This is a genomic window from Variovorax sp. H27-G14 (assembly GCF_046156345.1).
Taxonomy (GTDB): Bacteria; Pseudomonadota; Gammaproteobacteria; order Burkholderiales; family Burkholderiaceae_C; genus Variovorax.
In genome coordinates, this window is sequence record NZ_JAYLVN010000013.1 from 95,998 (window position 1) to 118,865 (window position 22,868).

23 protein-coding genes are annotated in these 22,868 nt (G+C 66.6%); 12 read left to right on the forward strand and 11 right to left on the reverse strand.

Annotated features, from left to right (window positions below):
• From mdcA to VLK31_RS25235, 7 genes are all read left to right on the forward strand, one after another.
• Positions 1-1,647, forward strand: a complete 1,647-nt coding sequence (mdcA, locus tag VLK31_RS25205) for a malonate decarboxylase subunit alpha (RefSeq protein WP_409171203.1) — start codon at positions 1-3, stop codon at positions 1,645-1,647.
• 12 nt (positions 1,648-1,659) lie between these two features.
• Positions 1,660-1,977, forward strand: a complete 318-nt coding sequence (gene mdcC, locus VLK31_RS25210) for a malonate decarboxylase acyl carrier protein (protein WP_409171204.1) — start codon at positions 1,660-1,662, stop codon at positions 1,975-1,977.
• Positions 1,974-2,903 carry a biotin-independent malonate decarboxylase subunit beta gene (locus tag VLK31_RS25215; protein WP_409171205.1) on the forward strand — a complete coding sequence of 310 codons (930 nt, stop codon included), beginning with the start codon at positions 1,974-1,976 and terminating at the stop codon, positions 2,901-2,903. Before mdcC ends, VLK31_RS25215 begins: the two co-directional genes overlap by 4 nt.
• Complete coding sequence (gene mdcE, locus VLK31_RS25220; RefSeq protein WP_409171206.1) at positions 2,890-3,627, forward strand: biotin-independent malonate decarboxylase subunit gamma; 738 nt, start codon at positions 2,890-2,892, stop codon at positions 3,625-3,627. Before VLK31_RS25215 ends, mdcE begins: the two co-directional genes overlap by 14 nt.
• On the forward strand, positions 3,602-4,285 hold the full coding sequence (gene mdcG, locus VLK31_RS25225; protein ID WP_409171207.1) for a malonate decarboxylase holo-[acyl-carrier-protein] synthase: 684 nt from the start codon (positions 3,602-3,604) through the stop codon (positions 4,283-4,285). Before mdcE ends, mdcG begins: the two co-directional genes overlap by 26 nt.
• Positions 4,282-5,172 carry a triphosphoribosyl-dephospho-CoA synthase MdcB gene (mdcB, locus tag VLK31_RS25230; RefSeq protein WP_409171208.1) on the forward strand — a complete coding sequence of 297 codons (891 nt, stop codon included), beginning with the start codon at positions 4,282-4,284 and terminating at the stop codon, positions 5,170-5,172. The genes mdcG and mdcB overlap by 4 nt, the downstream gene beginning before the upstream one ends.
• Positions 5,173-5,233: 61 nt before the next feature.
• Positions 5,234-6,181, forward strand: coding sequence for a malonate decarboxylase subunit epsilon (locus VLK31_RS25235; RefSeq protein ID WP_409171209.1), 948 nt, complete (start codon positions 5,234-5,236; stop codon positions 6,179-6,181).
• Between the two features lie 95 nt (positions 6,182-6,276).
• Here the strand turns inward: VLK31_RS25235 and VLK31_RS25240 are convergent, their stop codons facing one another.
• The 6 genes from VLK31_RS25240 to VLK31_RS25265 form a co-directional block, all read right to left on the reverse strand.
• Positions 6,277-7,191, reverse strand: coding sequence for a LysR family transcriptional regulator (locus VLK31_RS25240; RefSeq protein WP_409171210.1), 915 nt, complete (start codon positions 7,189-7,191; stop codon positions 6,277-6,279).
• A gap of 108 nt (positions 7,192-7,299) precedes the next feature.
• Complete coding sequence (locus VLK31_RS25245) at positions 7,300-8,499, reverse strand: carboxylesterase family protein (protein WP_409171211.1); 1,200 nt, start codon at positions 8,497-8,499, stop codon at positions 7,300-7,302.
• 21 nt (positions 8,500-8,520) lie between these two features.
• Positions 8,521-9,999, reverse strand: coding sequence for an amidase (locus VLK31_RS25250; protein WP_409171212.1), 1,479 nt, complete (start codon positions 9,997-9,999; stop codon positions 8,521-8,523).
• A complete protein-coding gene (locus VLK31_RS25255; RefSeq protein ID WP_409171213.1) occupies positions 9,996-10,982 on the reverse strand; it encodes a tripartite tricarboxylate transporter substrate-binding protein in 987 nt (328 codons plus the stop codon). The genes VLK31_RS25250 and VLK31_RS25255 overlap by 4 nt, the downstream gene beginning before the upstream one ends.
• Before the next feature lie 51 nt (positions 10,983-11,033).
• Entirely contained in the window at positions 11,034-11,834 is an 801-nt protein-coding gene (locus VLK31_RS25260) for a class II aldolase/adducin family protein (protein WP_409171214.1), read from the reverse strand.
• Positions 11,835-11,980: 146 nt separating this feature from the next.
• Positions 11,981-12,862, reverse strand: coding sequence for a LysR family transcriptional regulator (locus tag VLK31_RS25265; RefSeq protein WP_409171215.1), 882 nt, complete (start codon positions 12,860-12,862; stop codon positions 11,981-11,983).
• 137 nt (positions 12,863-12,999) lie between these two features.
• On the opposite strand from VLK31_RS25265, the gene VLK31_RS25270 reads away from it, so the two are divergent.
• Together VLK31_RS25270 and VLK31_RS25275 are read left to right on the forward strand one after the other, a co-directional pair.
• Positions 13,000-14,334, forward strand: a complete 1,335-nt coding sequence (locus VLK31_RS25270) for an MFS transporter (protein WP_409171216.1) — start codon at positions 13,000-13,002, stop codon at positions 14,332-14,334.
• 79 nt (positions 14,335-14,413) lie between these two features.
• Positions 14,414-15,022: an FMN-dependent NADH-azoreductase gene (locus VLK31_RS25275; RefSeq protein WP_409171217.1), complete on the forward strand. Its 609-nt coding sequence runs from the start codon at positions 14,414-14,416 to the stop codon at positions 15,020-15,022.
• 240 nt (positions 15,023-15,262) lie between these two features.
• Here the strand turns inward: VLK31_RS25275 and VLK31_RS25280 are convergent, their stop codons facing one another.
• The 4 genes from VLK31_RS25280 to VLK31_RS25295 form a co-directional block, all read right to left on the reverse strand.
• Positions 15,263-16,018: an alpha/beta fold hydrolase gene (locus tag VLK31_RS25280; RefSeq protein WP_409171289.1), complete on the reverse strand. Its 756-nt coding sequence runs from the start codon at positions 16,016-16,018 to the stop codon at positions 15,263-15,265.
• 50 nt (positions 16,019-16,068) lie between these two features.
• Positions 16,069-16,758, reverse strand: a complete 690-nt coding sequence (locus VLK31_RS25285; protein WP_409171218.1) for a type 1 glutamine amidotransferase domain-containing protein — start codon at positions 16,756-16,758, stop codon at positions 16,069-16,071.
• 105 nt (positions 16,759-16,863) lie between these two features.
• Positions 16,864-17,469 (reverse strand): TetR/AcrR family transcriptional regulator, encoded by a 606-nt coding sequence (locus VLK31_RS25290; RefSeq protein ID WP_409171219.1) that lies wholly within the window; start codon positions 17,467-17,469, stop codon positions 16,864-16,866.
• 33 nt (positions 17,470-17,502) lie between these two features.
• A complete protein-coding gene (locus VLK31_RS25295; protein WP_409171220.1) occupies positions 17,503-18,459 on the reverse strand; it encodes a LysR family transcriptional regulator in 957 nt (318 codons plus the stop codon).
• Positions 18,460-18,539: 80 nt separating this feature from the next.
• Here VLK31_RS25295 and VLK31_RS25300 point away from each other — a divergent pair, with 80 nt between their 5' ends.
• Complete coding sequence (locus tag VLK31_RS25300; protein WP_409171221.1) at positions 18,540-19,358, forward strand: inositol monophosphatase family protein; 819 nt, start codon at positions 18,540-18,542, stop codon at positions 19,356-19,358.
• Between the two features lie 48 nt (positions 19,359-19,406).
• Entirely contained in the window at positions 19,407-20,045 is a 639-nt protein-coding gene (locus VLK31_RS25305) for an NADPH-dependent F420 reductase (protein ID WP_409171222.1), read from the forward strand.
• 88 nt (positions 20,046-20,133) lie between these two features.
• Here the strand turns inward: VLK31_RS25305 and VLK31_RS25310 are convergent, their stop codons facing one another.
• Positions 20,134-20,679, reverse strand: coding sequence for a PadR family transcriptional regulator (locus tag VLK31_RS25310; protein ID WP_409171223.1), 546 nt, complete (start codon positions 20,677-20,679; stop codon positions 20,134-20,136).
• Between the two features lie 154 nt (positions 20,680-20,833).
• On the opposite strand from VLK31_RS25310, the gene VLK31_RS25315 reads away from it, so the two are divergent.
• On the forward strand, positions 20,834-22,855 hold the full coding sequence (locus VLK31_RS25315; protein WP_409171224.1) for an FAD-dependent oxidoreductase: 2,022 nt from the start codon (positions 20,834-20,836) through the stop codon (positions 22,853-22,855).
• The last annotated feature ends 13 nt before the right edge of the window (positions 22,856-22,868 follow it).

Genomic DNA, 22,868 nt, shown 5'->3' on the forward strand with positions numbered 1-22,868 from the left:
ATGACCACCTGGGACAGCGCAAAGCGCGCAAGAAACGCCCGGCTGCAGGCCGGCGCGCGCCATGCCAACGGCAAGCACGTCGCGCCTGAAGATGCCACCGCGCTGCTGGAGGCCGTGCTTCAGCCGGGCGACCGCGTCTGCCTGGAGGGCGACAACCAGAAACAGGCCGAGCTGCTGGCCGCCGCACTGGCGGGCGTGGACAGCGCCAAGATTCACGACCTGCACATGGTGCAGTCCGGCGTGGTGCTGCCTGAGCACCTGGACGTGTTCGAGCGCGGCATCGCCAAACGGCTGGACTACGCCTACTCGGGCCCGCAGTCGCAGCGCATTGCCAGGATGCTGTTCAGCGGAAAGATCCAGCTCGGCGCGGTGCACACCTACCTGGAGCTGTTCGCGCGCTACTTCATCGACCTCACGCCGCAGGTGGCGCTGATCGCCGCCGTGAGCGCGGACCGCGAAGGCAACCTGTACACCGGCCCCAACACCGAAGACACGCCCACCGTGGTGGAGGCGACGGCATTCAAGGACGGCGTGGTCATCGCGCAGGTCAACGAGATCGTCGACAAGCTGCCGCGCATCGACATTCCGGCCGACTGGGTGCATTTTGTGGTGGAGAGCGGCAAGCCCTTCTACGTGGAGCCACTGTTCACGCGCGACCCCGCCGCCATCACCGAAACGCAGATCCTCACCGCCATGCTGGCCATCAAGGGCATCTACGCGCCGTACGGCGTCAAGCGGCTGAACCATGGCATCGGCTTCAACACGGCGGCCATCGAGCTGCTGTTGCCGACTTATGGAGAGCGCCTGGGCCTGAAGGGCAAGGTGGCCAGCCACTGGGCGCTCAACCCGCACCCGACCATGATCCCGGCCATCGAGTCGGGCTGGGTGGAGCAAATCCACAGCTTCGGCTCCGAGGTGGGCATGGACGACTACATCCGCGCGCGCCCCGACATCTACTTCACCGGCCCCGACGGCTCGCTTCGCTCGAACCGCGCGTTCTGCCAGACGGCGGGGCTCTATGCCTGCGACATGTTCATCGGCTCCACGCTGCAGATCGACCTGCAGGGCAACTCCTCGACCGTGACCACCGAGCGCGTGGCCGGCTTCGGTGGTGCGCCCAACATGGGCAGTGACGCGCGCGGGCGGCGCCACCCCAGCGCACCCTGGCTGCAGGCCGGCAAGGAGGCCGACCCCGACAGCCCGCCCGCGCTGCGCCGCGGTCGCAAGCTCGTCGTGCAGATCGGCGAGACCTTCGGCGACAAGAACGTGCCCCTGTTCGTGGAGCACCTGGACGCGCTGCGCCTGGCCGAGAAGCTGAACCTGGACCTGGCACCGGTAATGGTCTACAGCGACGACGTGACCCACATCGTGACCGAGGAAGGCATTGCCAACCTGCTGCTGTGCCGGGACAGCGACGAGCGCGAGCAGGCGATTCGCGGCGTTGCCGGCTACACCGAGATCGGTCGGCGGCGCGACCCGAAGATGGTTCAGCGCCTGCGCGAGCGCGGCGTGATCCGTCGCCCCGAAGACCTGGGTATCGACCCGATGGACGCCGACCGCCGCATGCTTGCCGCGCGCTCCATCAAGGATCTTGTGAAGTGGTCCGGCGGCCTCTATGCGCCCCCGTCCAAATTCAGAAACTGGTAAGGAAACACATCGATGGAACAACTCAGTTTTCGGCACGCCGCGCGCCAGCGCGCGGCCGGGTCCAGGCCCCAGGCCATCGTGGGCGTGGTCGCCTCCGGCAACCTGGAAGTGCTGGTGGAGCGGCTGCTGCCCGACAGCGAATGCGAAGTCGACATTCGCACGGCGGCCGAGGGCTTCAGCGAAGTCTGGCAGGCCGTGGTCCAGGATTTTGTCGAGCGCCGTTCTCCGGGGGGCCTGAAGCTGTCCGTGAACGATGGCGGTGCCCGCCCCGATACCGTCGCGCTTCGGCTCGCACAGGCGGTGCGCGCGGTAGAAGGCGACCCGTCATGAGCGCCCCGGTGCACCACGAGGACGAGCGGCTCGCGGCCAGCTGGTACGAAGCGTCTGCGCGCCAGCGCGTGGACGGCCTGCTCGACGCGGGCAGCTTCGAGGAATTCATTGGCCCCGAACTGCGCGAGACCAGCCCGCACCTGCCGCTGTTCGACCTTCCACAACAGTTCGACGACGGCATGGTCGTGGGCCGTGGCCGTCTCGACGGTGCGCCGGTGCTGGTGGCCGCGCAGGAGGGCCGTTTCATGGGGGGCGCCTTCGGCGAGGTGCATGGCGCCAAGCTCACGGGCCTGCTGCGCGCCGCGCGCGACATCGGCACGGTGCCGGTGCTGATCCTGTTCGACACCGGCGGTGTGCGTCTGCAGGAGGCCAACGCGGGCGAACTGGCGATCGCGGAGATCATTCGCGCCCTGCTGGACGCGCGCCTGGCCGGCGTGCCGGTGGTGGGCCTGATCGGCGGGCGCGCCGGCTGCTATGGCGGAGGCGGACTGATTGCGGGGTGTTGCTCCGCGCTGGCCGTCTCCGAACAGGGGCGCATCAGCGTGTCCGGCCCGGAAGTCATCGAGACCAACCGCGGCGTCGAAGAGTTCGACGCCAAGGACCGCGCGCTGGTGTGGCGCACCATGGGCGGCAAGCACAGGCGCCTGATCGGCGGCGCCGAGCGGTTCGTGGACGACACCATGGCCAGCTTTCGCGCGGCGGCGGTCGATCTGTTCCAGTTCGCCTCGACACCCGACGAGGCCACTCTCGAGGCCGAGCAGACCCGTCTGGAGCGGCGCATCGAACGCTTCGGCCAGTGCCGCGACGCAATGGACGTGTGGCAGGCGCTGGGCGCCGACCACCCAGCCGCCATTCCCGGCATGCCCTTCGAGGCATTCGTCGCGTTGGCCAACCGACTGGAGGAGCCTGCTCATGACGCTCGCTGAAATTCTCGCTTCGCTCTTTCCGGCAGGTCACCAGGTGGTGCTCGAAAACGGCCTGCTTTCGGGCAAGGGCCCGCGTGCGGACGGCACGGAGATCGCCGTCGTCGGGGTCGACGGCCGCAAGGCCATCGGCATCGACGAGGCGGCCTGGCTCGCGCGCAAGGTGTTGGACACGCTCGAAGCAGGAGGCACGGCGCCGATCCTGGTGCTGATAGACAGCGACAGCCAGCGCATGAGCAAGCGCGACGAGCTGCTGGGGCTCAGCGAGTACCTGGCGCATCTCGCGAAATGCCTGAACCTGGCCGACGCGCGCGGCCACGCGACCGTCGGCCTGCTCTACGGCCATACGGCCGCGGGGGCCTTCATTGCCACCGCGCTGTCGACGCGAACGCTGTTGGCTCTGCCAGGGGCGGAGCCGATGGTGATGGACCTGCCGTCCATGTCGCGCGTGACCAAGTTGCCCATCGAGGTGCTGCAGGAAATGGCCAGGTCCACCCCGGTCTTCGCGCCCGGTCTGGACAACCTGATGCAGACCGGTGCGGTGGCGTGCCTGCTGGACCCCACGCGCCGGCTCGACCTGCAGCTCGACGAGGTGCTGAAAGCCCTGCCTGCGCAGGGCGCGCACGCGCCGGACCTGCGCGACCAGCTTGGCAAGGCACGCAATGGCCGCCCGAAGGCCGTCGACATTGCAAGGCGCGTGTATGAACTTGCCCGCCCTGCCCGCTGACGCGCGCCTGCCGCGGCACCATCTGGTGCGGGTTGCCGCGCCCGCCTGGGCCGCGCTGATGGCATCGCGCGACGACCCGGCCAACGAGCCCCTGCTCCAAGGCTGGGCACAGCGTGGCTGGCCACTCATCGTGCGGCGGCGCTTGCCGGGTGAACGCGGCGACGCATCGTGGCTGCCGCTGGGCCTGCCCCTGCCACCCAGCGCCGGCAAGCGGCGCCTCGCCCTGCAGGTGCAGGCCCGCCACATCGCTTCGGTCTCGGCCTTGCCACAGCTGTGCGAAGTCGTCACATCAGCGCCGCGGGCCTGGCACCCTGCCCTGCGGCAGCTGCTGGCCGTCGGCGACCGCTTCGGCGTGCAGACCCGCGTGTTCGGCAGCCTCGCCTGGCAATGGCTGACCGGACTGGACTACCTGAGCCGCGGCTCGGACATCGATCTGACCTGGACGCTGCCCGCCAGCGAGTGCATCGAAGAATTTCTGGCGGCCGTGGCCGACATCGACGGCGCAGCACCGATGCGAGTGGACGGCGAATTGCTCCGCAGCGACGGGGTGGGCGTCAACTGGCGCGAACTTCATGCGCGCAGCGCCGAGGTGATGCTCAAGACGGCAAGCGACCCGCTGCTGTGTTCCCGCTCGCAGTTTCTGGAGCCCGTCGCATGAACGCGGCAGCGCCGACATGGAGCGGCCCGGCCGCAGGCCGCCACGACCGAGCGCGCACCTGCGCGGAACACGTGGGTGCACTGGCCGAGCGCAGCCTTCGACTGGAGGTGCACACCTGGCCGAAGCCGGGGCTGGTCAGTCACGTCGACGCGGGCAGCCACACGGACATGGACGCAGCCACCTTTCACCGCAGCGCAGCGGCACTTCGACCGTTCTTCACGGAACTGGCCGCGGCCGGCATGCAGGACCAGGACATGACCGCACTGAGAAAGATCGGCCTGCGCGCCGAGTGCGCGATGACGGCGGCGACCGGTGGTGTGAACACGCATCGCGGGGCCATCTTCGGCCTGGGCCTGTTGTGCGCCGCGGCCGGGCTGAGGGCGCGACGCGGCATGGAGGGCGGTAACTTGCAGTCCCTGGGCGACACCGTATCGCGCCGCTGGGGCCCGGCCATCCTGGCCGGCCCGCGGCCGAGCGACAGCCATGGCGAAGCCATGAAGCGTCGCTACGGCGCAGGCGGCGCCCGGCAGGAAGCCGCGCTGGGCTTTCCAAGCGTCTATGGCATCGGCATGCCCGCCTTGCGCCACGCCGCGCGGGTGGCACCGTGCGATGCACAAGCTGCAAGGGTGCAGGCATGCTTTGCGCTGATCGCCGAACTGGAGGACACCAACCTGCTGCACCGCGGAGGTGCCGCCGGCCTGCGCTTCGCGCAGCAAAGTGCGCGCGCATTCCTGGCCGCCGGCGGCGTCGGGCAGCCCGGCTGGCGTCGCGCCGCAGAGAAGATCCATCACGCCTTCGTGGCGCGTTGGCTCAGCCCGGGCGGCGCGGCCGACCTGCTGGCGATGAGCCTGTTCGCGATGGCAATAGAGCAGGAGCCCGCGCCGTGACAGCGATCTTCCTGCCTTCGGGCTTGACCATCGCATGCCTCTGCGGGCCAGGCGGCACGCCATGACGCTCGCCATCCTCTGCGCGGGACAAGGCAGCCAGAACGCCGACATGTTCTCGTTGACAGGCGCGGCTGTCGAAGCGCAAGCGCTTTTCGCCCACGCCACCGAACTGCTCGGACACGACCCGCGCACCTGGGTGCGCGAAGCCGACATCGATGCACTCCATGAGAACCGCTCGGCGCAATTGCTATGCACGCTGCAGCCCCTCTGCGCCTGGGCCGCGCTGGCGGACGCGTTTTCGCCGCGCTGCTGCATCGCGGGCTACAGCGTGGGCGAAATGGCGGCGTGGCACATCGCAGGCTTGACGAGCGCGAGCGACACGCTCGCGCTCGTTGCCGCGCGCGCCGACGCCATGGATGCCGCACAGCGGGCCAGGCAAGGCGAACAAGGTCTTCTGTTCGTGCGCGGCCTCGAGCGGCCCGACATCGACCGGCTGTGCGAACACCGTGAAGCCGCGGTCGCCATCGTCAACCCTGGCAACGCTTGGGTGCTGGGCGGCATGCGCGATGCGCTTGCGGACATCGCTGCACAGGCGCTGGCCCAAGGCGCGGCACGGGTCGTGCCAATCGATGTGAAGGTGGCGTCGCACACCTTCCTGATGGGCGATGCCACGGCCGCTTTCAGGAACAGCCTCGCCGCCGCCGCCATGGCACGCTCCCCGCGCCTGGGCGCGCGCTTGTTCAGCGGCATCGACGGTGAAGCGGTGCTGAGCGCGGCGCAAGGTGCGCAGAAGTTGTCCCTGCAGATTTCTCAGACCGTCCAATGGGCGTCATGCCTGGACGCTTGCGTAGAAGCCGGCGCCACGGCGTTCTTCGAGCTGGGCCCAGGCCGGGCACTCAGCGACATGGTTTGCGGTGCGCATGCCGGCGTTGATGCGCGCAGCCTCGACGATTTCAAGACCCTGCAGGGAGCGCGCGACTGGCTTTCGCGCATGCAGTCACGCTTCTAGAACGACAGCCGTAGAGATCAGGGCGCACAGGTCCGCTTGTCCATCCGTGTTTTTCGATTGGCGGGGAACATGGACGTGGCTCAAGGGCATGGGTCTCAGCAAAGCTCGGCTTTAGCGCTGCGACATACCGCCAGCAACGCCAGCAAGTTGGGGTCGCGCTCACGTGTGCGCAGGAAACTGACCGCCAGCGTCTGGCGCATCAGGTACTTGGGCTGCACCGGAATGAGTTGCACGTTCTGCGAGAACACGTCACGTACGCGCCCTGGCAGCAGCGTGCAGCCGATGCCGCCGCTCACCAGGTTCATCAGCGAGAAGATGTCGCCGGTCTGCATCACCACATTGGGCGTGAAGCCGGCCACGCGGAACGCTTCCACGAAGCCGTTGTACGTGGCAAAGCCTTCCTTGAGGCTGACGAAGTGTTCGTCGGCGCAGGTGCTCAGGTCCACACGCTCATGTTGCGCATAGCGCGAGCCCACGGGTGCGGCGAAATGAATTTCGTCGTCGAAGAGCGGCTCCGACACCAGGTCGGCCTCGCCTTCGGGGAGCGCCATCAGGGCCGCGTCGATGGAGCCGTCGCGCAGCTTGCGCAGCAGGTCGGCGTTGGAGCCGAGCACGAGTTCGGTCTCCAGCGTCGGCTTTCGCACCTTCATGTGGATGAGCACCGTCGGCACCGTGCGGATGGTGAGCGAATAGAGCGACCCGATGCGGATGCGGTCGGCCGAATAACCTGCCACCTCGCGCGTGGCCCGCACGCCCTGCGACAGCGTCTTGAGCACCTCGCGCGCCACCTCGGCCAGCGTTTGCGCGGCCTCGGTGGGATGCAGGTTGCGGCCCTCGTGCCGGAACAGCGCGCAGCGCACCCCGGACTCCAGCGAATGAAGGGCACGATGCACGCTCACGGGGCTCACGTCCAGCAACTCGGCGGCGCGCGCCAGGTTGCCCGTTTCCATGAACGCAATCAGCGTTTCGAGCTTGCGAAAGGTGATTTCTTCATCGATGCGAGGTTGCATGCTGGGCTCGGAAGTGAATGGCGCATCGTAGCGATTCGGGGTGTTTCTCGGCTCGTCGCGGGCCAAGCCCGATCGGCTGCCAATGCACCCGGCGGCTCGCGCGGTCGCTCACGGCAGATGCCTCACCGTTCCTGCATGCCAGCCTTCGGTCGATCCGCGGGCGAAGTCCGCCCAGATGCGGCGCATGCCCGTGCCAAGCTGCTCGATGTCCGCCCAGCGGGCCTTCCCAAGCTCCGGCGCCGCCGACCAGGCTTGCGCGCTGCCGAGCAAAAATGGCAGATCGATGCAATGGCAGGCCCCTAATCCGGTATCCGGCGATTGCCAGTCGAAGCGAAAAAGAAAAGCCCTCTGGCCCTTCGCGGCCAGCTCTTGAACCAGGCTGCGAGACCCTCCTTCGAACAGCGCATTCATCTCGGCCGTCTCGGCCGCGTAGCGCACTTGTGTTCCGGGTGTTGCAGCGACGTGGTTGTTCAGAAGAACAAAAGGCAGCGCGTCGTCCTTGCACCATCCGGCAATGGTGTCGACGGCAGACCCCAACGGTGTGTCGGGCGAGACAGGGGCCCAGACCAGCAGTTGATTCAGCGTCCTGGCGAGTCGGCTCTGGGCGGCAACGAGGTCGTCGACGCTCGCGGCGCGAGGGTCCTGCCCCAGTTCGGCGAGGAACATCTTCGAAACCCGCTCTGCTTCGTCCCGCGTGCGCGCGGCACCATGGGCTCCGCTGTGCAGGATGGCACGCTGAAACAAGGTGCCTCCGTGGCCCCAGGCCAGCATGGCCACGATGGAGAACCCACCGGCCGACTGTCCGAACACCGTCACGTTGTCTGGATCGCCACCCAATTGCGAAATGTGCGTCCTGATCCAATGGAGGGCTGCAACCTGGTCGGCCATTGCAAAGCTGGGGCCGGTGCTCGATGGAAACTGCAGGTAGCCGAACGCCCCAAGGCGGTAGGTCACCGACACCACGACCACGTCTTGCTCCGCGGTCAGCTTGTCCCCGTCGTGCCAAGGCAGCTCGCCGCCGCCGGTGACAAAGCCACCGCCATGGATGAACACCATCACCGGCCGCTTGCTCACGGTGCGTGCTGTGCCCGGTGCGCCCGGTGTGAACACCGACAGCACCTGACAGTGCTCGTTGAACTCCAAGGGTGCAAGCGGGCCTTGCACGACTTCCAGCCGCGAAGGCGCTTGCGGGCAGATCGGGCCGCGCTCGGTGTGATGCTTGCCGTCCCACGCCAGCACTTCGGGCTGCTCGAACCGCGCTGCACGCGCATATCGGATGTTGCGAAAAACTGCGACTTCTTTGGTCATTTGCTCGTCCTTCCAGATGCCTTATGTGCGCTTCGCGCCGCGTTCGACGCCACCGGGAGACCGCGCGTGCGTGGTGAATGCGTCCAGCAAGGGGCGAGCGCAATGGTGTGTCGTCTCTCGCTGAAATGCCGCACCAAGGCGCAGCAACAGGTCCTCGCGCCACGGTGCCGCCACGAGTTGCAGCGAGACCGGAAGGCCTTCGGCGCTGAACCCGCAAGGCAATGCGATGGCGCACAAGCCGTAGTAGCCCACGAAGCGAGTCATGCGGCTGGGCGCAGGGTCGCTTTCGTCCAGTGTCGCAAGGTCGGCGGCAGTGACCTGTACCGTGGGCAGCACCAACACGTCCAGTTGCTTGAAGAGTCGCTGAAATTCAGCCATGCGACTGCGTCGCTGATCGAGCGCTTCCCGGTAGTGCGAAGGCGCAATGTGCGCGCCCCGAAGAATGCGCGCACGCGATGCCGCATCGCCGGATGTGGTGGATCTGTGGAGCGCTTCGCCATGGCGGGCATATGCCTCGGCGGAAATGATGGCGCCGGAGGCTTCCTGGTCGGCGGCCAGGTCGAATTGCGGCAAAGCACCGCCGGCTTCCACGCAGCCAAGCGCTCGCAGAACCTTGCATGCGTCCTCGACGCCTTGGCGCACCGCCGGGGAGGTGCCTTCGCCCAGCGTCTGGTGCAGCAGGGCAAAGCGCACACCCACCACGCTTGCGCCCAGGGTCTGGAGAAAGTCTTCCGCCGCGGTACCCAGCGTCGTGGGGTCTCGCGGGTCCGGTCCGTGCATCGCCTGCAGCAGGCACGCCGCGTCCTCGGCGGTCCGCGTCATGGGGCCGACGGTGTCCAGGGTTTCGCTGAGCAAGTCGACGCCGTAGCGGCTGACGCGCCCGGCCGTGGTCTTGAGCCCGGTGAGTCCGCAGAACGCGGATGGAATCCGCACCGAGCCGCCGGTGTCGGTGCCAATGGCGCCGGCGGCCAACCCCGAGGCGACCGCCACCGCGGAGCCGCTGCTGCTGCCGCCAGGGGCGCGATGTACCGCCATGTCCCAAGGATTGCGCGGTGTGCCCATGCCCTGGTTGGTGCCCCAGCCGCCATAGGCCAGCTCGACCAGATGCGTCTTGCCGAGCAGGATCGCACCGGCATCCTGGAGACGCGTCGCCACTGTCGCCGAGTGGTCCATGCATGGTCGATCAGCAAACAGCGCGGAGCCGGCGCCAGTGCGTCGGCCTTGCACATGCAGCAGATCCTTCACTGCGAGCGGAACGCCTTCGAGCAGGCCGCGGGGCGCACCTTGCAGCAGGCGCTGTTCGCTGGCGCGGGCCTGCGCCAGCGCCGCTTCGGACCACACCTGCGCATAGGCATGAAGCAATGGATCGAGGCTTGAAATTCGCCGCAGAAAAGACTCGACGACCTCCACGGGCGACAACGCGCGCGTGCTGAATGCGTCGGCAAGATCGCGAAGCGCCCATTCACTGGGATCGCTCGCAACGCGCTGGCGGGTGTTCATTCGGACAGCCTGAGGCCGCGCGACTTGACCAGTGCGCTGGTCTTTGCCATTTCGTCGGCAACGAACTGGCGCGAGCCGTCGACGTCGAGCTTCATTGCATCGATGCCCAAGTCCTGAAAGCCCTTGGCAACGGCCGGATCGGCCAGCGCATAGGCAACGGCCGATGCCATCCGGTCCACGGTGGGTTGCGGTGTCTGGGCCTTGAGCAACAGCGCCTGCCACAGGAAGTATTCGAAGCCCGGCAACCCCGACTCGGCGATTGCAGGAACGCCGGGTGCCAGGCGAATGCGCTGCTTGCCGCTGACACCCAGCATCGTCAGCTTGTCCGGTCCGAAGCCGACCAGGTCGCTGGCCGGCAGGAAGGCGAAGTCCACCCGATTGGCGACCACCTCCGCCAGCATGTCGCGACCGCCCTTGTAAGGAATGTGCGTGGCCTGAAAGCCAGCGGCATTCGCCAGGTATTCCGCGTTGAGGTGCGTGCCTGACCCGATACCTGAAGACGCAAAGTTCAGGCTCCCTGGCTTGGCCTTGGCGGCGGCTACAAGCTCGGCGGTGTTAGTGAATCCGGACGCCTTGGAGGCGAAAAGCACGGTCGGCGAGCGCGCGACGATGCTGAGCGCCTGCAAGTCCTTGACCGGGTCGTAAGGCAGCCGCAGCCCCGACGAAGGCAACACAGCGAACGCGGAAGAAACGAACAGCAGCGTGGCGCCGTCGGCAGGGTCTGCGAGCAGCGACTGGGCACCGATCGTTCCCGTTGCGCCGGGCCGGTTGTCGACCACCACCGTCTGCTTGAGGAAGTCGGCCATGGGCCTCGAAATCATCCGCGCCACCACGTCGGTCTGGCTGCCCGCGGTGAACGGCACGATGATGCGCACCGGCCGGCCGTTGCCGACCTGCGCGTTTGCAACGGGAGCCAGCTGCATGGCGAGTGCCGTGGCACCCAGGGTCAGCAGCAGGCGGCGGCGGTGTGAAGAGGTGCGCATGATTTGTGCTCGCGGGTCGATCGATCGGGAGAAGGCGTGGCGATGCGGTGGTCAGTCGAACAGGTCGGGGTCGCTTCGGCAGATCGCGTCGTAGATCGGCTGGAAGTGAAGCCACGCGGAAAACGGCGTGCCCAGATGTTCAGATGAATGCATCGCGGCCTCGGGGCTGATGAGCTTCAGCGGGTGCCCTGTCGCCTCTGCCAGGAGCTGTATCTCGCATGCGCGCTCGGCGGCAATGAACCACCACACGGCTTCGTCCACGCTGTCCCGGCCCGCCGAAAACAGACCGTGGTTCTGGTGGATGACGATCTTGTTCTCGCCGAACACCGCCGCCACCTCATGGCCGGCATCGCGCTCCACCACCACCGCACCGGCTTGCTCGGTGATCAGCGCGTGGTCACTGTAGAAGCTGGCGGCGGTCTGCGTGATGGGATCGAGCTTGCGGCCCAGCGCGGCCCAGGCCATGCCGTGGGTCGTGTGCGCATGGCAGGAAGCCAGCACATGCGGATTGGCTTCATGGATGGCGGCGTGCAGTACGAAGCCCGCGCGGTTCACGGCCCAGGCGCCTTCGCGTACCGCACCGGTGTGATCGACCAGAAGCAGGTCCGACACCTTGACCCGACCGAAGTCCATCGCAAACGGGTTGGTCCAATAGAGGTTGGTGTGCTCCGGGTCACGTACCGTGATGTGACCGGCAAACCCGTACTCGTACCGGAAACGAGCGAACACGCGGCATGCAGCGGCGAGCCTTTGTTTTCTGTGCAACCGCTCCTCGACAAGCGTGGCAAACCTCGGTGGGGTGGGAAAGTAAAGGCCGGCCTGGTCCGGCTCATAGACAGAGCGCTTGTTCATCCGCATTTCCTTGGCGTTGGGGAGAAATCCTCCGGTGACGACAAAGTGTCGGACGCCTGCACGCATGCACGCCAATCAAAAAAAAGCGCGCAGCCATAAGCTGTGCTGATGGCCGATACCGCCGCCGGCACGCCCAGACGATGCTTCTATGCGAAGGTGCTTCTAAGCACGGACAGAAAATGATCCTGCAGCCGCGAGTGTGGTGCCGTCTTGTGCAGCAGCAGCATCGTTTCGAGCTCGATGCGCGGGAGCAGAGGGCGTGCCACGAGTCCAGGCACGGGCAGCGAGTCGAGCAGTTCCAACTCCACCAGCGCGACCCCCGCCTCCTGGTACGCCAGCGCCATTCCGGTGATCGACAAGCCGACGTGCACCGCAATGGTCGGAACCACACCGGCCTCTTGAAAGGCACGGTCGATGTAGGGGCGCAGCAATGCCTGCGGCAGATAGGTGATCAGCGCGTGGTCCGCCAGTTCGCGTACCTGGACTTCCGAACGCGCGGCCAGCGGATGATCGTCGCGCATCACGCAACCGATGGCATTGCGACCGAGCACCTCGGTGCTCACTTCCGCATGCATGACAGGGGCGTAGGCGATACCGATTTCTGCTTCGCGGTTCGCGACCCGGTCAAGAACGAGCGGCGAGGCGAGCGCTTGAAGAGAAATCTGGGCGCCCGGTCGGTCGACCAGCAAGTCGGCAACCAGGCGAGCGAGCCGGCCATTGGCGATGGGCGAGGACGCGGCAATGGACAAGGTGCCGAGCCGACCGCCTGCAAGGTCCTGGGTGAGTCGTTCAATTGCCTCGAGCCGACCGAATATGCCCGCCACGTCAGGCATCAGCGCGTTCGCTTCGGGCGTCGGCTGAAGCCTGCCACCCGTGCGCTCGAAAAGCTTCATTCGCAGTCGGCTTTCCAGATGCTTGAGCACGCTGCTGATCGCAGGCTGCGTGACATTGAGCATGCGTGCCGCGCCAGTGACCGAACCGGTGCGCATGATCGCGTGAAAGACCTCGATATGTTTGAGATTGATCACCGGAGCACCAATTCAGGGAGCAGAAAGGGCAAGGGGCATAAGCTGGCTTTATGGCTTGAGATGATCTTCTGAATATGAGGCGGGCGGGGCGCTACGTAGACTTTTGCCACCACAACATCTCGAAGAAAAGACTCCTCATGTCATACCCCATTGCGGCAACTTCCAGTCCAGGCCGTGCCTCAACTTCAGTGCGCACAGTGGCCATGGCGAGCTTCATAGGGACGGCGATCGAATGGTACGACTTCTTCCTCTACGGCATTGCATCGGCCGTCGTCTTCAGCAAGTTGTTCTTCCCCAACTATGACCCGACGGTCGGCACGCTGATCTCGTTTGCCACGTTTGCGGTCGGCTACCTGGCGCGCCCTTTCGGTGGCGCATTTTTCGGTCACATCGGTGACCGTGTCGGACGCAAGTCGGTGCTGGTGGCAACGCTGCTCATCATGGGCGTGGCGACGACGCTCGTGGGCGTTTTGCCCACCTACGAGAAGATCGGTATCTGGGCACCCATTGCGCTGCTGGTACTGCGCCTGGCGCAAGGCATTGCCGTCGGCGGCGAATGGGGCGGCGCGGTCTTGATGGCGGTGGAGCACGCGCCGCCCGGCAAGCGCGGGCTGTACGGCAGCGCGGCGCATATGGGCGCTCCGGCGGGCCTGATCCTTTCAACGGGGACCTTTTCGGCATTCGCACTGCTGCCGCACGACGCCTTCATGGAATGGGGCTGGCGCATTCCTTTCTTGCTCAGCATCCTTCTGCTCGGCGTAGGCCTGTTCATCCGTCTGAAGATCACCGAGTCGCCGGCCTTCGAGAAGATGAAAGCAACGGGCGGTCCTGCGCGCCAGCCCGTCATGGAAGTGCTGCGGCACCCGGGCAACATCATCCGCGTGGCGCTGCTGCGGTGCATAGATGGCGTCGGTTCCAGTACCTACTCTTTCTTTGGCGCGACCTATGCGGTGGGCCACCTCGGGTTTTCAACCAGCACCAGCGTGATGGGCAACGTGATAGGCGGGGCCGTGGGCCTGATCTCCGTGCCACTTGCGGCGCGTCTGTCTGACAGGTTCGGCCGGCGGCGCGTGTACATGGCCTATGTGGCCTTTGCGATCGCCATCGTCTTTCCGGCCATCTGGCTGATCAACACCGGCATTCCCGCCATGTTCTGGCTGGCAATGGCGCTGGGCCTGGGCATTGCCAACTACGGCCAGTACGGCTCGGTGTCCGCGTACTTTGCCGAACTGTTCGATACGAAGGTGCGTTACTCGGGCGCGTCCATCGGCTACCAGCTTGGTGGGGCCGTGTTCAACGGCACCGCGCCACTGATTGCCACCGGGCTGATGGCGTGGGCAGGCGCCTTGTGGCCCATTGGGGTGTTCATCGCGCTGGCCGGCATCGTGAGCCTGGTCACCGCGAGCCTGACACCCGAAACCTACAAAAAGGATCTCACCGCGCAGCGCGGTGTGGAAAGAGGACGGCGATGAACCGCAGCATCGTGACGTTGCACCACTTCCGCGGTACGCGGACCGCCAGCCACATCTCCCCCACTTTCGAAAGATGACCATGAAACTCCTCCATCTCGACTCCAGCGTTCTGGGTGCCAACTCGGTGAGCCGCCAGCTTTCCGCGCAAATCGTCGCGCGCCAACGTGCCTTGCACCCGGGCATCGAGGTGGTCTACCGCGATCTTGCCGCCGACCCGGTGTCGCATCTTTCGTCCGCGCACATGGCGGTGTGGCAAGGAGGCGAATCACAGGACGACGGCCTCACCGCAGACTTGCACAAGGGCAATGCCTATCTGGAAGAGCTTTTTGCGGCCGACATCCTGGTCATTGGGACCCCCATGTACAACCTGACGATTCCCACGCCGCTCAAGGCATGGATCGACCGCATCGCGCTGGCCGGAAAGACCTTTCGCTACACGGCGACCGGCCCCGAGGGCCTGCTGAAAGACAAGAAGGCCTTCATCGCTTCTTCACGCGGTGGCGTGTATGTGGCCGGCAGCCCGGCGGCGGCGCTGGAGCATCAGGAAACCTATCTCACCGGGCTGCTCGCCTTCCTGGGCGTGACCAACGTGACGGTGGTGCGCGCGGAAGGCATTGCATTCGGCCCGCAAGCCAGAGAGGCAGCGCTCGGCCAGGCACTCGAGCAGATTGCGTCGCTCAGCGCCTGAGGGCCCTGGGTTTCCGCGGGGCGGGCCAAGGCGCTTTTTGATGAGACAGCCCCGGCATCGGCGTCAGGTCGGCCGCCTCGCAGGTCCGTGTCGGCACGAAGTGCCAACGCGTGCACGTCACGGACATGCCCTGCGCTTTCTCGCGTGCTGATCGCGCACAGCATCTGGCACACGAAACGCCGCGCTGTCGCGTGCCCGAAGGTGAAGCAACACAGGCGCCATTGCCGACGCCATCCACGCTTATCTGGTGCTGGCTTTGACGGCCGCGAGGATCACCGCGGCAACGTCCTTCGGGCGCGACTGTTGCGGCACGTGGCTGGTGGGCAGCGTCGTGGTGACAGCGCCGATCTTCTTTGCCATGGCGCGCTCGAGGTCGGGTGGAATCATGCGGTCCTTGGCACTCACGATGAACCACGAGGGACGCGTCTTCCATGCGGCCACGGTGATCCTGTCTTCCAGCGCCTTTGCCTGAAGCGGCCCCTGCGTGACGGCCATCACCGCGGCCTGCGCGGCGGGCACGTCCTGCGCGAAGTCTTCGGCCACCGCCTGGGGCGGCAGCGTGAGCCAGCCCTTTGCGTCGGCAGTCAGCTTCTGCACGCCGGGCGAAGCCGGATAGCCCTTGCCGACCTCCGCGGAAGACTGGCCCGAGTCGGGCGCGAAGGCGGCCACGTAGACGAGCGCAGCCACCTTGTCGTTCTGGCCCGCCTCCGTGATCACCGAGCCGCCCCAGGAGTGACCGACAAGCACGACCTTGCCCTTCTGGTTGTCGATGGCACGCCGGGTCGCCTCGGCATCGCCGGCCAGCGACTCGAGGCCGTTCTGCACCGCAGTGACGTGAATGCCCTTGGCCTGGAGCAGCGGAATGACCTTGGCCCAGTCGGAGCCGTCGGCGAAGGCGCCGTGGACCAGCACGACAGAGGGCACTTCGGCCGCGAAGGCCTGGCCGGCGAACAGCGCCGCGGCGCCGAGGGCGATGGAAGAAAGCGTGTGACGCATGTTCATGACGGGTCTCTTGAAGGAAGTCTTTGAAACGAAAGCGGGCGCGCTCACTGAGCGGCGTTGGCCAAACGGTCGACAAGAACGGCGGCGGCAGCGGCCGACGACGCGGGGTTCTGCCCGGTGATGAGCAGCCCGTCGCTCACGACGTACGAGCCCCAGTCTTCGCCCTTCGAATACAGACCGCCCTTGGCCTTGAGTTCGTCTTCGACCAGGAACGGCACGATCTGGGTCAGGCCAACGCCCTCTTCCTCGGTGTTGGTGAAGCCGGTGACCGTCTTGCCTTCGACGAGCGGACGGCCGTCGGCGCTCTTAACGTGGCGCAGCACACCCGGCGCATGGCAGACCAGCGCGACAGGCTTGCCGGCGGCAATGAAGGACTCGATGAGCGCGATCGAGTGCTTGTCTTCCGCCAGGTCCCACAGCGGGCCGTGACCGCCTGGGTAGAACACCGAATCGAAATCGGCTTGCGACACGCTGTCCAGGCGCACCGTGGCGGCCAGTTGCGCGGTGGCTTGTGCGTCGGCCTCGAACCGGCGCGTCAGGTCGGTCTGGAACGACGGCTCGTTGCTCTTCGGGTCGAGCGGCGGCTGGCCGCCCTTGGGCGACGCCAGCACGACCTGCGCACCAGCCGCCTTGAAGGCGTAGTAGGGCGCGGCAAGTTCTTCAAGCCAGAAGCCGGTCTTGCGGCCGGTGTTGCCAAGTTCGTCGTGCGAGGTGAGGACCATCAAAATCTTCATGCTGTTTCTCCAAAAAGTCAGTTGATAAAAAACATTAGACCAGTCTACTAGTTAACTGGCTTAAAAAATAGCGTCTTGGTGAGACGCATCCGTTGGCTGCCCGGCTCATCCGGGCAGGTGAAGAACTTGGCGAGTCAGGGTCATGGCACTCTCGAATGGCTGGCGGCTGCGTTCGACTTTCACCAGCACGCTGGCCCCCAGCCAGAGCTGATAGAGCCCTTCAGCAAGGCTTTGGGGGTTGCCGTGCACGGCCAGGGACTTTTCCTGAATGCCGGCCTCGATGGCGCCGGCCAGCCGCGCCACGATGGCGGATGTTCCCTGCTTCATGGCAAGGCGCATCGCTTCGGACAAATCGGCCACTTCGGCACCCAGCTTCACGGCGAGACATTTGCCTTGGCAGTCCATGAAAGACTGGGTGTCTTGCCAGTTCTGCCAGTAGTTCATGAGGCGCTGCGCCATGGTCAGACCCGGCTGTTGAAGTGTCTTGTCGAGGTCGGCCAGGTAGTCGTTGAAATAGCTCGTCAGCAAGGCTTCGCCGAAGGCTTCCTTCGACTGGAAGTAGTGATAGAACGACCCCTTCGGTACACCCGATGTGGTCAGCACTTCATTGAGGCCGACGGCCGTGAAACCCTTGGCCGCCATGATCCGCTGACCCACCGCGAGGATGTTCTCGCGGGTGTCGGACGATTCGGGGGCGGCTGTTTTGACCATGCGTCGATTCTAGCCATCAAATAGACCGGTCGTCTAGTATTTTTCCGGCTTTTTGTTTCTCTTGCGCGCCGCGCCGCGCGCGGTCTTCCGGTTACCGAACACCGTGCGCATGGCTTCCAGCACCTGGGCGCGCAGCCAAACGTGGGCGTTGTCGGCTTCGTAGCGCTGGTGCCATGCGCAATGAACCGGCACCGGTGCCATCTTCAGCGGCAAGGGCAGCGTCAGCAGGCCCAGCGCGGTGATCGCCGCATGGCACATGCGCTCGGGGACGACCACGACCAGATCGCTCTGGCACGCGAACAGCAGCGCGGCCGTGCTGGTCGGCGCCGAGGCGGCCACCCGGCGCCGCAGACCCAACGCAGCCAAGGCCTTGTCGACCGGATCGCTCAGCCGCCCGCGGCGCGACACCGTCAGATGCTCAGCGCGCGCATAGCGCTCGATGCCCCACTTGCCGCTGGCCAGCGGATGGCCGCTGCGCAGCGCCACCACAAGGCGGTCTTCGCCAATGGCCTCGTGCCGGATCTCGGGCATGGAAGGCACAGCCGCGCCGATCTCCAGATCGACCTGGCCGTGGCGCAGGTCGTTGGTGTCGGTGGCGGCTTCCGCCAGCAGGCGCAGCGCCACGCCTGGCGCCTGCGCACGCAGCATCGCCAGCAGCGCAGGCCCGATCGCCGTGCCGATGGCGTCGTGGCACTGCAGCGTGAACGTGCGCTCCAGGCGCTGCAGGTCCAGCGGTTGTTGCGGCGCGAGCACCGCAGTCGCCTGCTTCACGAGCGCATGAACCTCGTTGCGAATGGCCAGCGCGTGCGGTGTCGGCGTCATGGTCCAGCCGGCACGCACCAGGATCGGGTCGCCAGTGGCGCGGCGGATGCGTCCCAGGGTGCGGCTCATGGCCGGTGCGGACAGCTGCAGGCGCGCGGCCGCGCCGGCCACGCTGCCCTCTTCGAGCAGGGCGTCCAGCGCACGCAGAAGGTTCAGATCCAATTGCATTCAGGTAACTCCATTCCTACCAAAGTTGCACTTCAAGTTAGCTGATATTGTCCGCGACATCGAGCCAACACACGCCTTTCATGACCTACGAAACCACCCCTTCCCCGCAGGCCGACCGCCTGCTTCTTCCCGCTGTCACGGCCGCTGTGCATGCGGCCGGCGCGCGCCTGCTGGAGCGCTTCGGCCGCACGGCGACCCCCGCGAATTTCGACGACCTGGTCAACGCCATTCATGCCAACGACGCCGCCTCGCTGGCCTGCCTGCGCGACGCGCTTCTGCTGGCGCGGCCCGGTGCCGGCTGGGTAGAGGACGAGCTCGCGGGCGGCGCATTGCCACCTGGCGAGTGGTGGATCACCGACCCGGTCGAGGGCAACATCAACCATGTGCACGGACAGCCCGATTGGGGCGTGACCGCCACGCTGGTGCGCGACAACACGCCGGTGCTCACCGTCGTGCACGTGCCCACCACCGGGCGCACCTGCACCGCGGTGTGCGGCGGTGGTGCGTTTGCAGACGGCGTGCCGCTTCGCGTGTCGGCCAAGACCGAACTGCGCGCCGCCATGGTGGCGACCGGCCAGGCCCGCCCCGGTGAGAGCAGCGCAACCTACCGCCGCATCGGCCAATCGGTCACCGCGATGCTGGAGGCCGCACTGGTGGTGCGCGTCTCCGTGCCTGCAACCTTTCAGCTGGTGATGGTGGCCGGCGGCCAGATGGATGCGTTCTGGCAGCACAGCCAGGTGCGCTCGGGCCTGGTGTCCGGCGCCCTGCTGGTCGAAGAAGCTGGCGGTGCGATCAGCGATCTGCACGGACGGCCGTGGACGCTGGAGAGCGAAGACTTTCTGGCCACCGCACCGGGGCTGCAGCGCGAAGCCGTGGCAACGCTGTCGGCCATCGCCTGAGCATCACCCCGCTTTTTTCACTCACACACTCAACCTGCAGGACCCTTCATGAACACCATCAGCATTCTCGGATCAGGCCGCGTGGCCAGTCCCATCGCGGCCAAGCTCGCCGTCGGCGGCCATGACATTGCCATCGGCTCGCGCGACCCTGTCGCCGCTGCCGCCAAATGGACAGGCCCTGCCGTGCGCCACATGGATGCGCGCGCGGCGGCCGGCGGCGCGCAGATCGTCATCAACGCCACGCCGGGCGACAGCGCACTGGCGCGCCTGAGCGAGCTGCGCCAGGAGCTGGAGGGCAAGATCCTCGTCGATGTCTCGAACGCATCGGCGCGCGATACCAACGGCATGCCGGCCGGCCTGCTCTACACCGAAGGCAGCCTCGGCGAGCGCCTGCAGGAGGCGCTCCCCGGCACGCGCGTGGTGAAGACGCTGAACACCATGCTGTTCAGCGTCATGGCCGATCCCCGCAGCCTTGCCACTGCGCCCAGCGTGTTCATGTCGGGCAACGACGAAGGCGCGAAGGCCACCGTGGCGGCGCTGCTCGGCGAGCTGGGCTGGCCGCAGGACTGGATCGTCGATCTGGGCGACATTGCAAGCGCGCGCGCCACCGAAGCCCTGATGCTGATGGTGCCGCACGTGCTGCGCCGATTCGGCTTCAAGCCGTTCGCGTTGAGCCTGGCGCGCTGACGCTGCACGCTGCGCGGGGCACGCACTGTGCTGCGCGAATGAAGTTCAACCTGCAGGTGCGCATCGACCGCGCCAGCCACCTCGCGGTCTATTCGCCAGTGCTTGGCGGTTCCAGGATCTCCAGCGCCTTGCGCGAAATATCGACCCAGTAGCTCTCGTAGGCGATGCCGGCCTGCAGCACCAGGCGCTGCAACTGCGCGGCCTGCGTCGAGGGCGGCTGGCTGAAGTCGCGCGCCTCGATCTGCCGGTAAGTCTCCAGCTTCTCGAGATGCAGCGGCAGGCGCCGCCGCACCTCGTCGGCCAGGCTCGACGAGGCCCCGACGGCCGCGGCGGCGCGCAGGCGCACCATCATCTCGTCGCGCAGCGGCTGGGGCTGCGTCGACTCGCTGAGCCAGCGGCCGAGCTCGTCGCGCCCCGCCGACAGAATGCAATAGACCTTCTTGCGCCCTCGCCCCAGCTCGGCGGGCAGCGCCTCCACCCAACCGGCTTCTTCCAGGCGCGCCAGTTCGCGGTAGATCTGCTGGTGCGTGGCGTGCCAGAAGTAGCCGATGGAGCGGTCGAAGCGCCCAGCCAACTCGGAGCCGGAGCCCGGTTGTTCGACGAGCGCCGTGAGCAAGGCGTGGGGCAAGGACATGGTGCGACTTCCAAAGATGACGACGGGCAGGGACAGCCGCGGCGCCCCTATTTTCCCGAACAGTGGCTCAGGGTTTCTCCCAAGATGGCATGAATGCAACTGGTTGCACTATCGCTCAACCCCTTTATGCAACCAGTTGCAGAAACCTCGAACAATGACCTCGTACCCCCACCTCATGCGTCCGCTGGATCTAGGATTCACTCACCTGAAGAACCGCGTGCTCATGGGCTCCATGCACGTTGGGCTGGAAGAAGCGCCCGATGGTTTTTCCCGCATGGCCGCCTTCTACGCGGAGCGCGCGCGTGGTGAGGTGGGCCTGATCGTCACCGGCGGCATTGCACCCAACGAACGGGGCCGCCCGATGCATGGCGGCGCCATGCTGACCACGCAGGATGAGGCGGCGCACCACTGCGGCGTGACGGCCGCCGTGCATGCCGAGGGCGGCAAGATCGCGATGCAGATCCTGCACTTTGGCCGCTATTCGTACCAGAAGGGTTTGGTCGCGCCCAGCGCCTTGCAGGCCCCGATCAACCCGCATGTGCCGCACGCGCTCACGGGCGACGAGGTCGAGCAGACCATCGAGGACTTCGTGCGCTGTGCCGCGCTGGCGCAGTACGCCGGTTATGACGGCGTGGAGATCATGGGCTCCGAGGGCTACCTGATCAACGAGTTCATCGCAACGCGCACCAATCACCGTGACGACGAATGGGGCGGCGCCTACGCCAACCGCATGCGGCTGCCGGTGGACATAGTGCGCCGCACCCGCGAGCGGGTCGGGCCCCACTTCATCCTGATCTACCGGCTGTCCATGCTCGACCTGGTCGAGGGCGGCTCCACGCTCGACGAAGTTATTCAGCTGGCACAGGCGGTCGAAGCGGCCGGCGCCACCATTCTGAACACCGGCATCGGCTGGCACGAGGCGCGGGTTCCCACCATCGCCACCAAGGTACCGCGCGCGGCCTATGCCTGGGTCACGCAGGCGCTGATGGGCAAGGTCGGCATTCCGCTGGTGGCCACCAACCGCATCAACACGCCCGAGGTTGCTGAGCAACTGCTGGCCGACGGTGTGTGCGACATGGTGTCCATGGCGCGCCCGCTGCTGGCCGATGCGGACTTTGTGCGCAAGGCGCGCACCGGCCGGGCCGACGAGATCAACACCTGCATCGGTTGCAACCAGGCCTGCCTGGACCACACCTTCGGCGGCAAAGTCACCTCGTGCCTGGTCAACCCGCGCGCCTGCCACGAGACCCTTCTGCGCATCGAGCCGACCCATGCACCGCGGCGCATCGCGGTGGTCGGTGCCGGCCCGGCCGGACTGAGCTTTGCCGTCACCGCGGCCGAGCGCGGCCACCAGGTCGTTCTCATCGAAGCGGCGGGCGAGATCGGTGGCCAGTTCAACATCGCCAAGACCATCCCCGGCAAGGAGGAGTTCCACGAGACGCTGCGCTACTTCCGGCGCCAGCTCGAGCTGAAGGGCGTGGAGCAGCGGCTCGACACCCGCGCCGACGTGGCCACGCTGCTGCAGGAAGGCTTCGACCACATCGTGCTGGCCACCGGCGTGGTGCCGCGCACCCCCGACATCGAAGGCATCGACCACCCCAAGGTGCTGGGCTACCTGGACGTGCTGCGCGACAGGAAACCGGTGGGCGCGCGCGTGGCGGTGGTGGGCGCGGGCGGCATCGGTTTCGACGTGAGCGAACTGCTGACCCACCACGGCGACAGTGCCAGCCAGGTGCCCGCGAAGTTCTATGCCGAATGGGGCATCGACACCACCTACGCAGGCCGCGGCGGGCTGCAGCCGGCCCACGTGGAAGCGCCACGGCGGCAGGTGCACCTGCTGCAACGCAAAAGCACGAAGGTGGGCGACCAGCTGGGCAAGACCACCGGCTGGATCCACCGCACGGGCCTGAAGGCGCGCGGTGTTCGCATGAGCGCCGCGGTGAGCTACCAGCGCATCGACGATGACGGTCTGCACATCAGCATCGACGGCCAGGACCAGACCCTGGCGGTGGACCACGTCGTCATCTGTGCGGGCCAGGAGCCGCAGCGCGAACTGCATGCGGGCCTGGTCGCGGCGCACGGCGCGGTGCACCTGATCGGTGGCGCCGACGAGGCGGGCGAGCTCGACGCCAAGCGCGCCATCCTGCAAGGCACCACGCTGGCCTGCGCGCTGTGAACCCCTCGCCTGC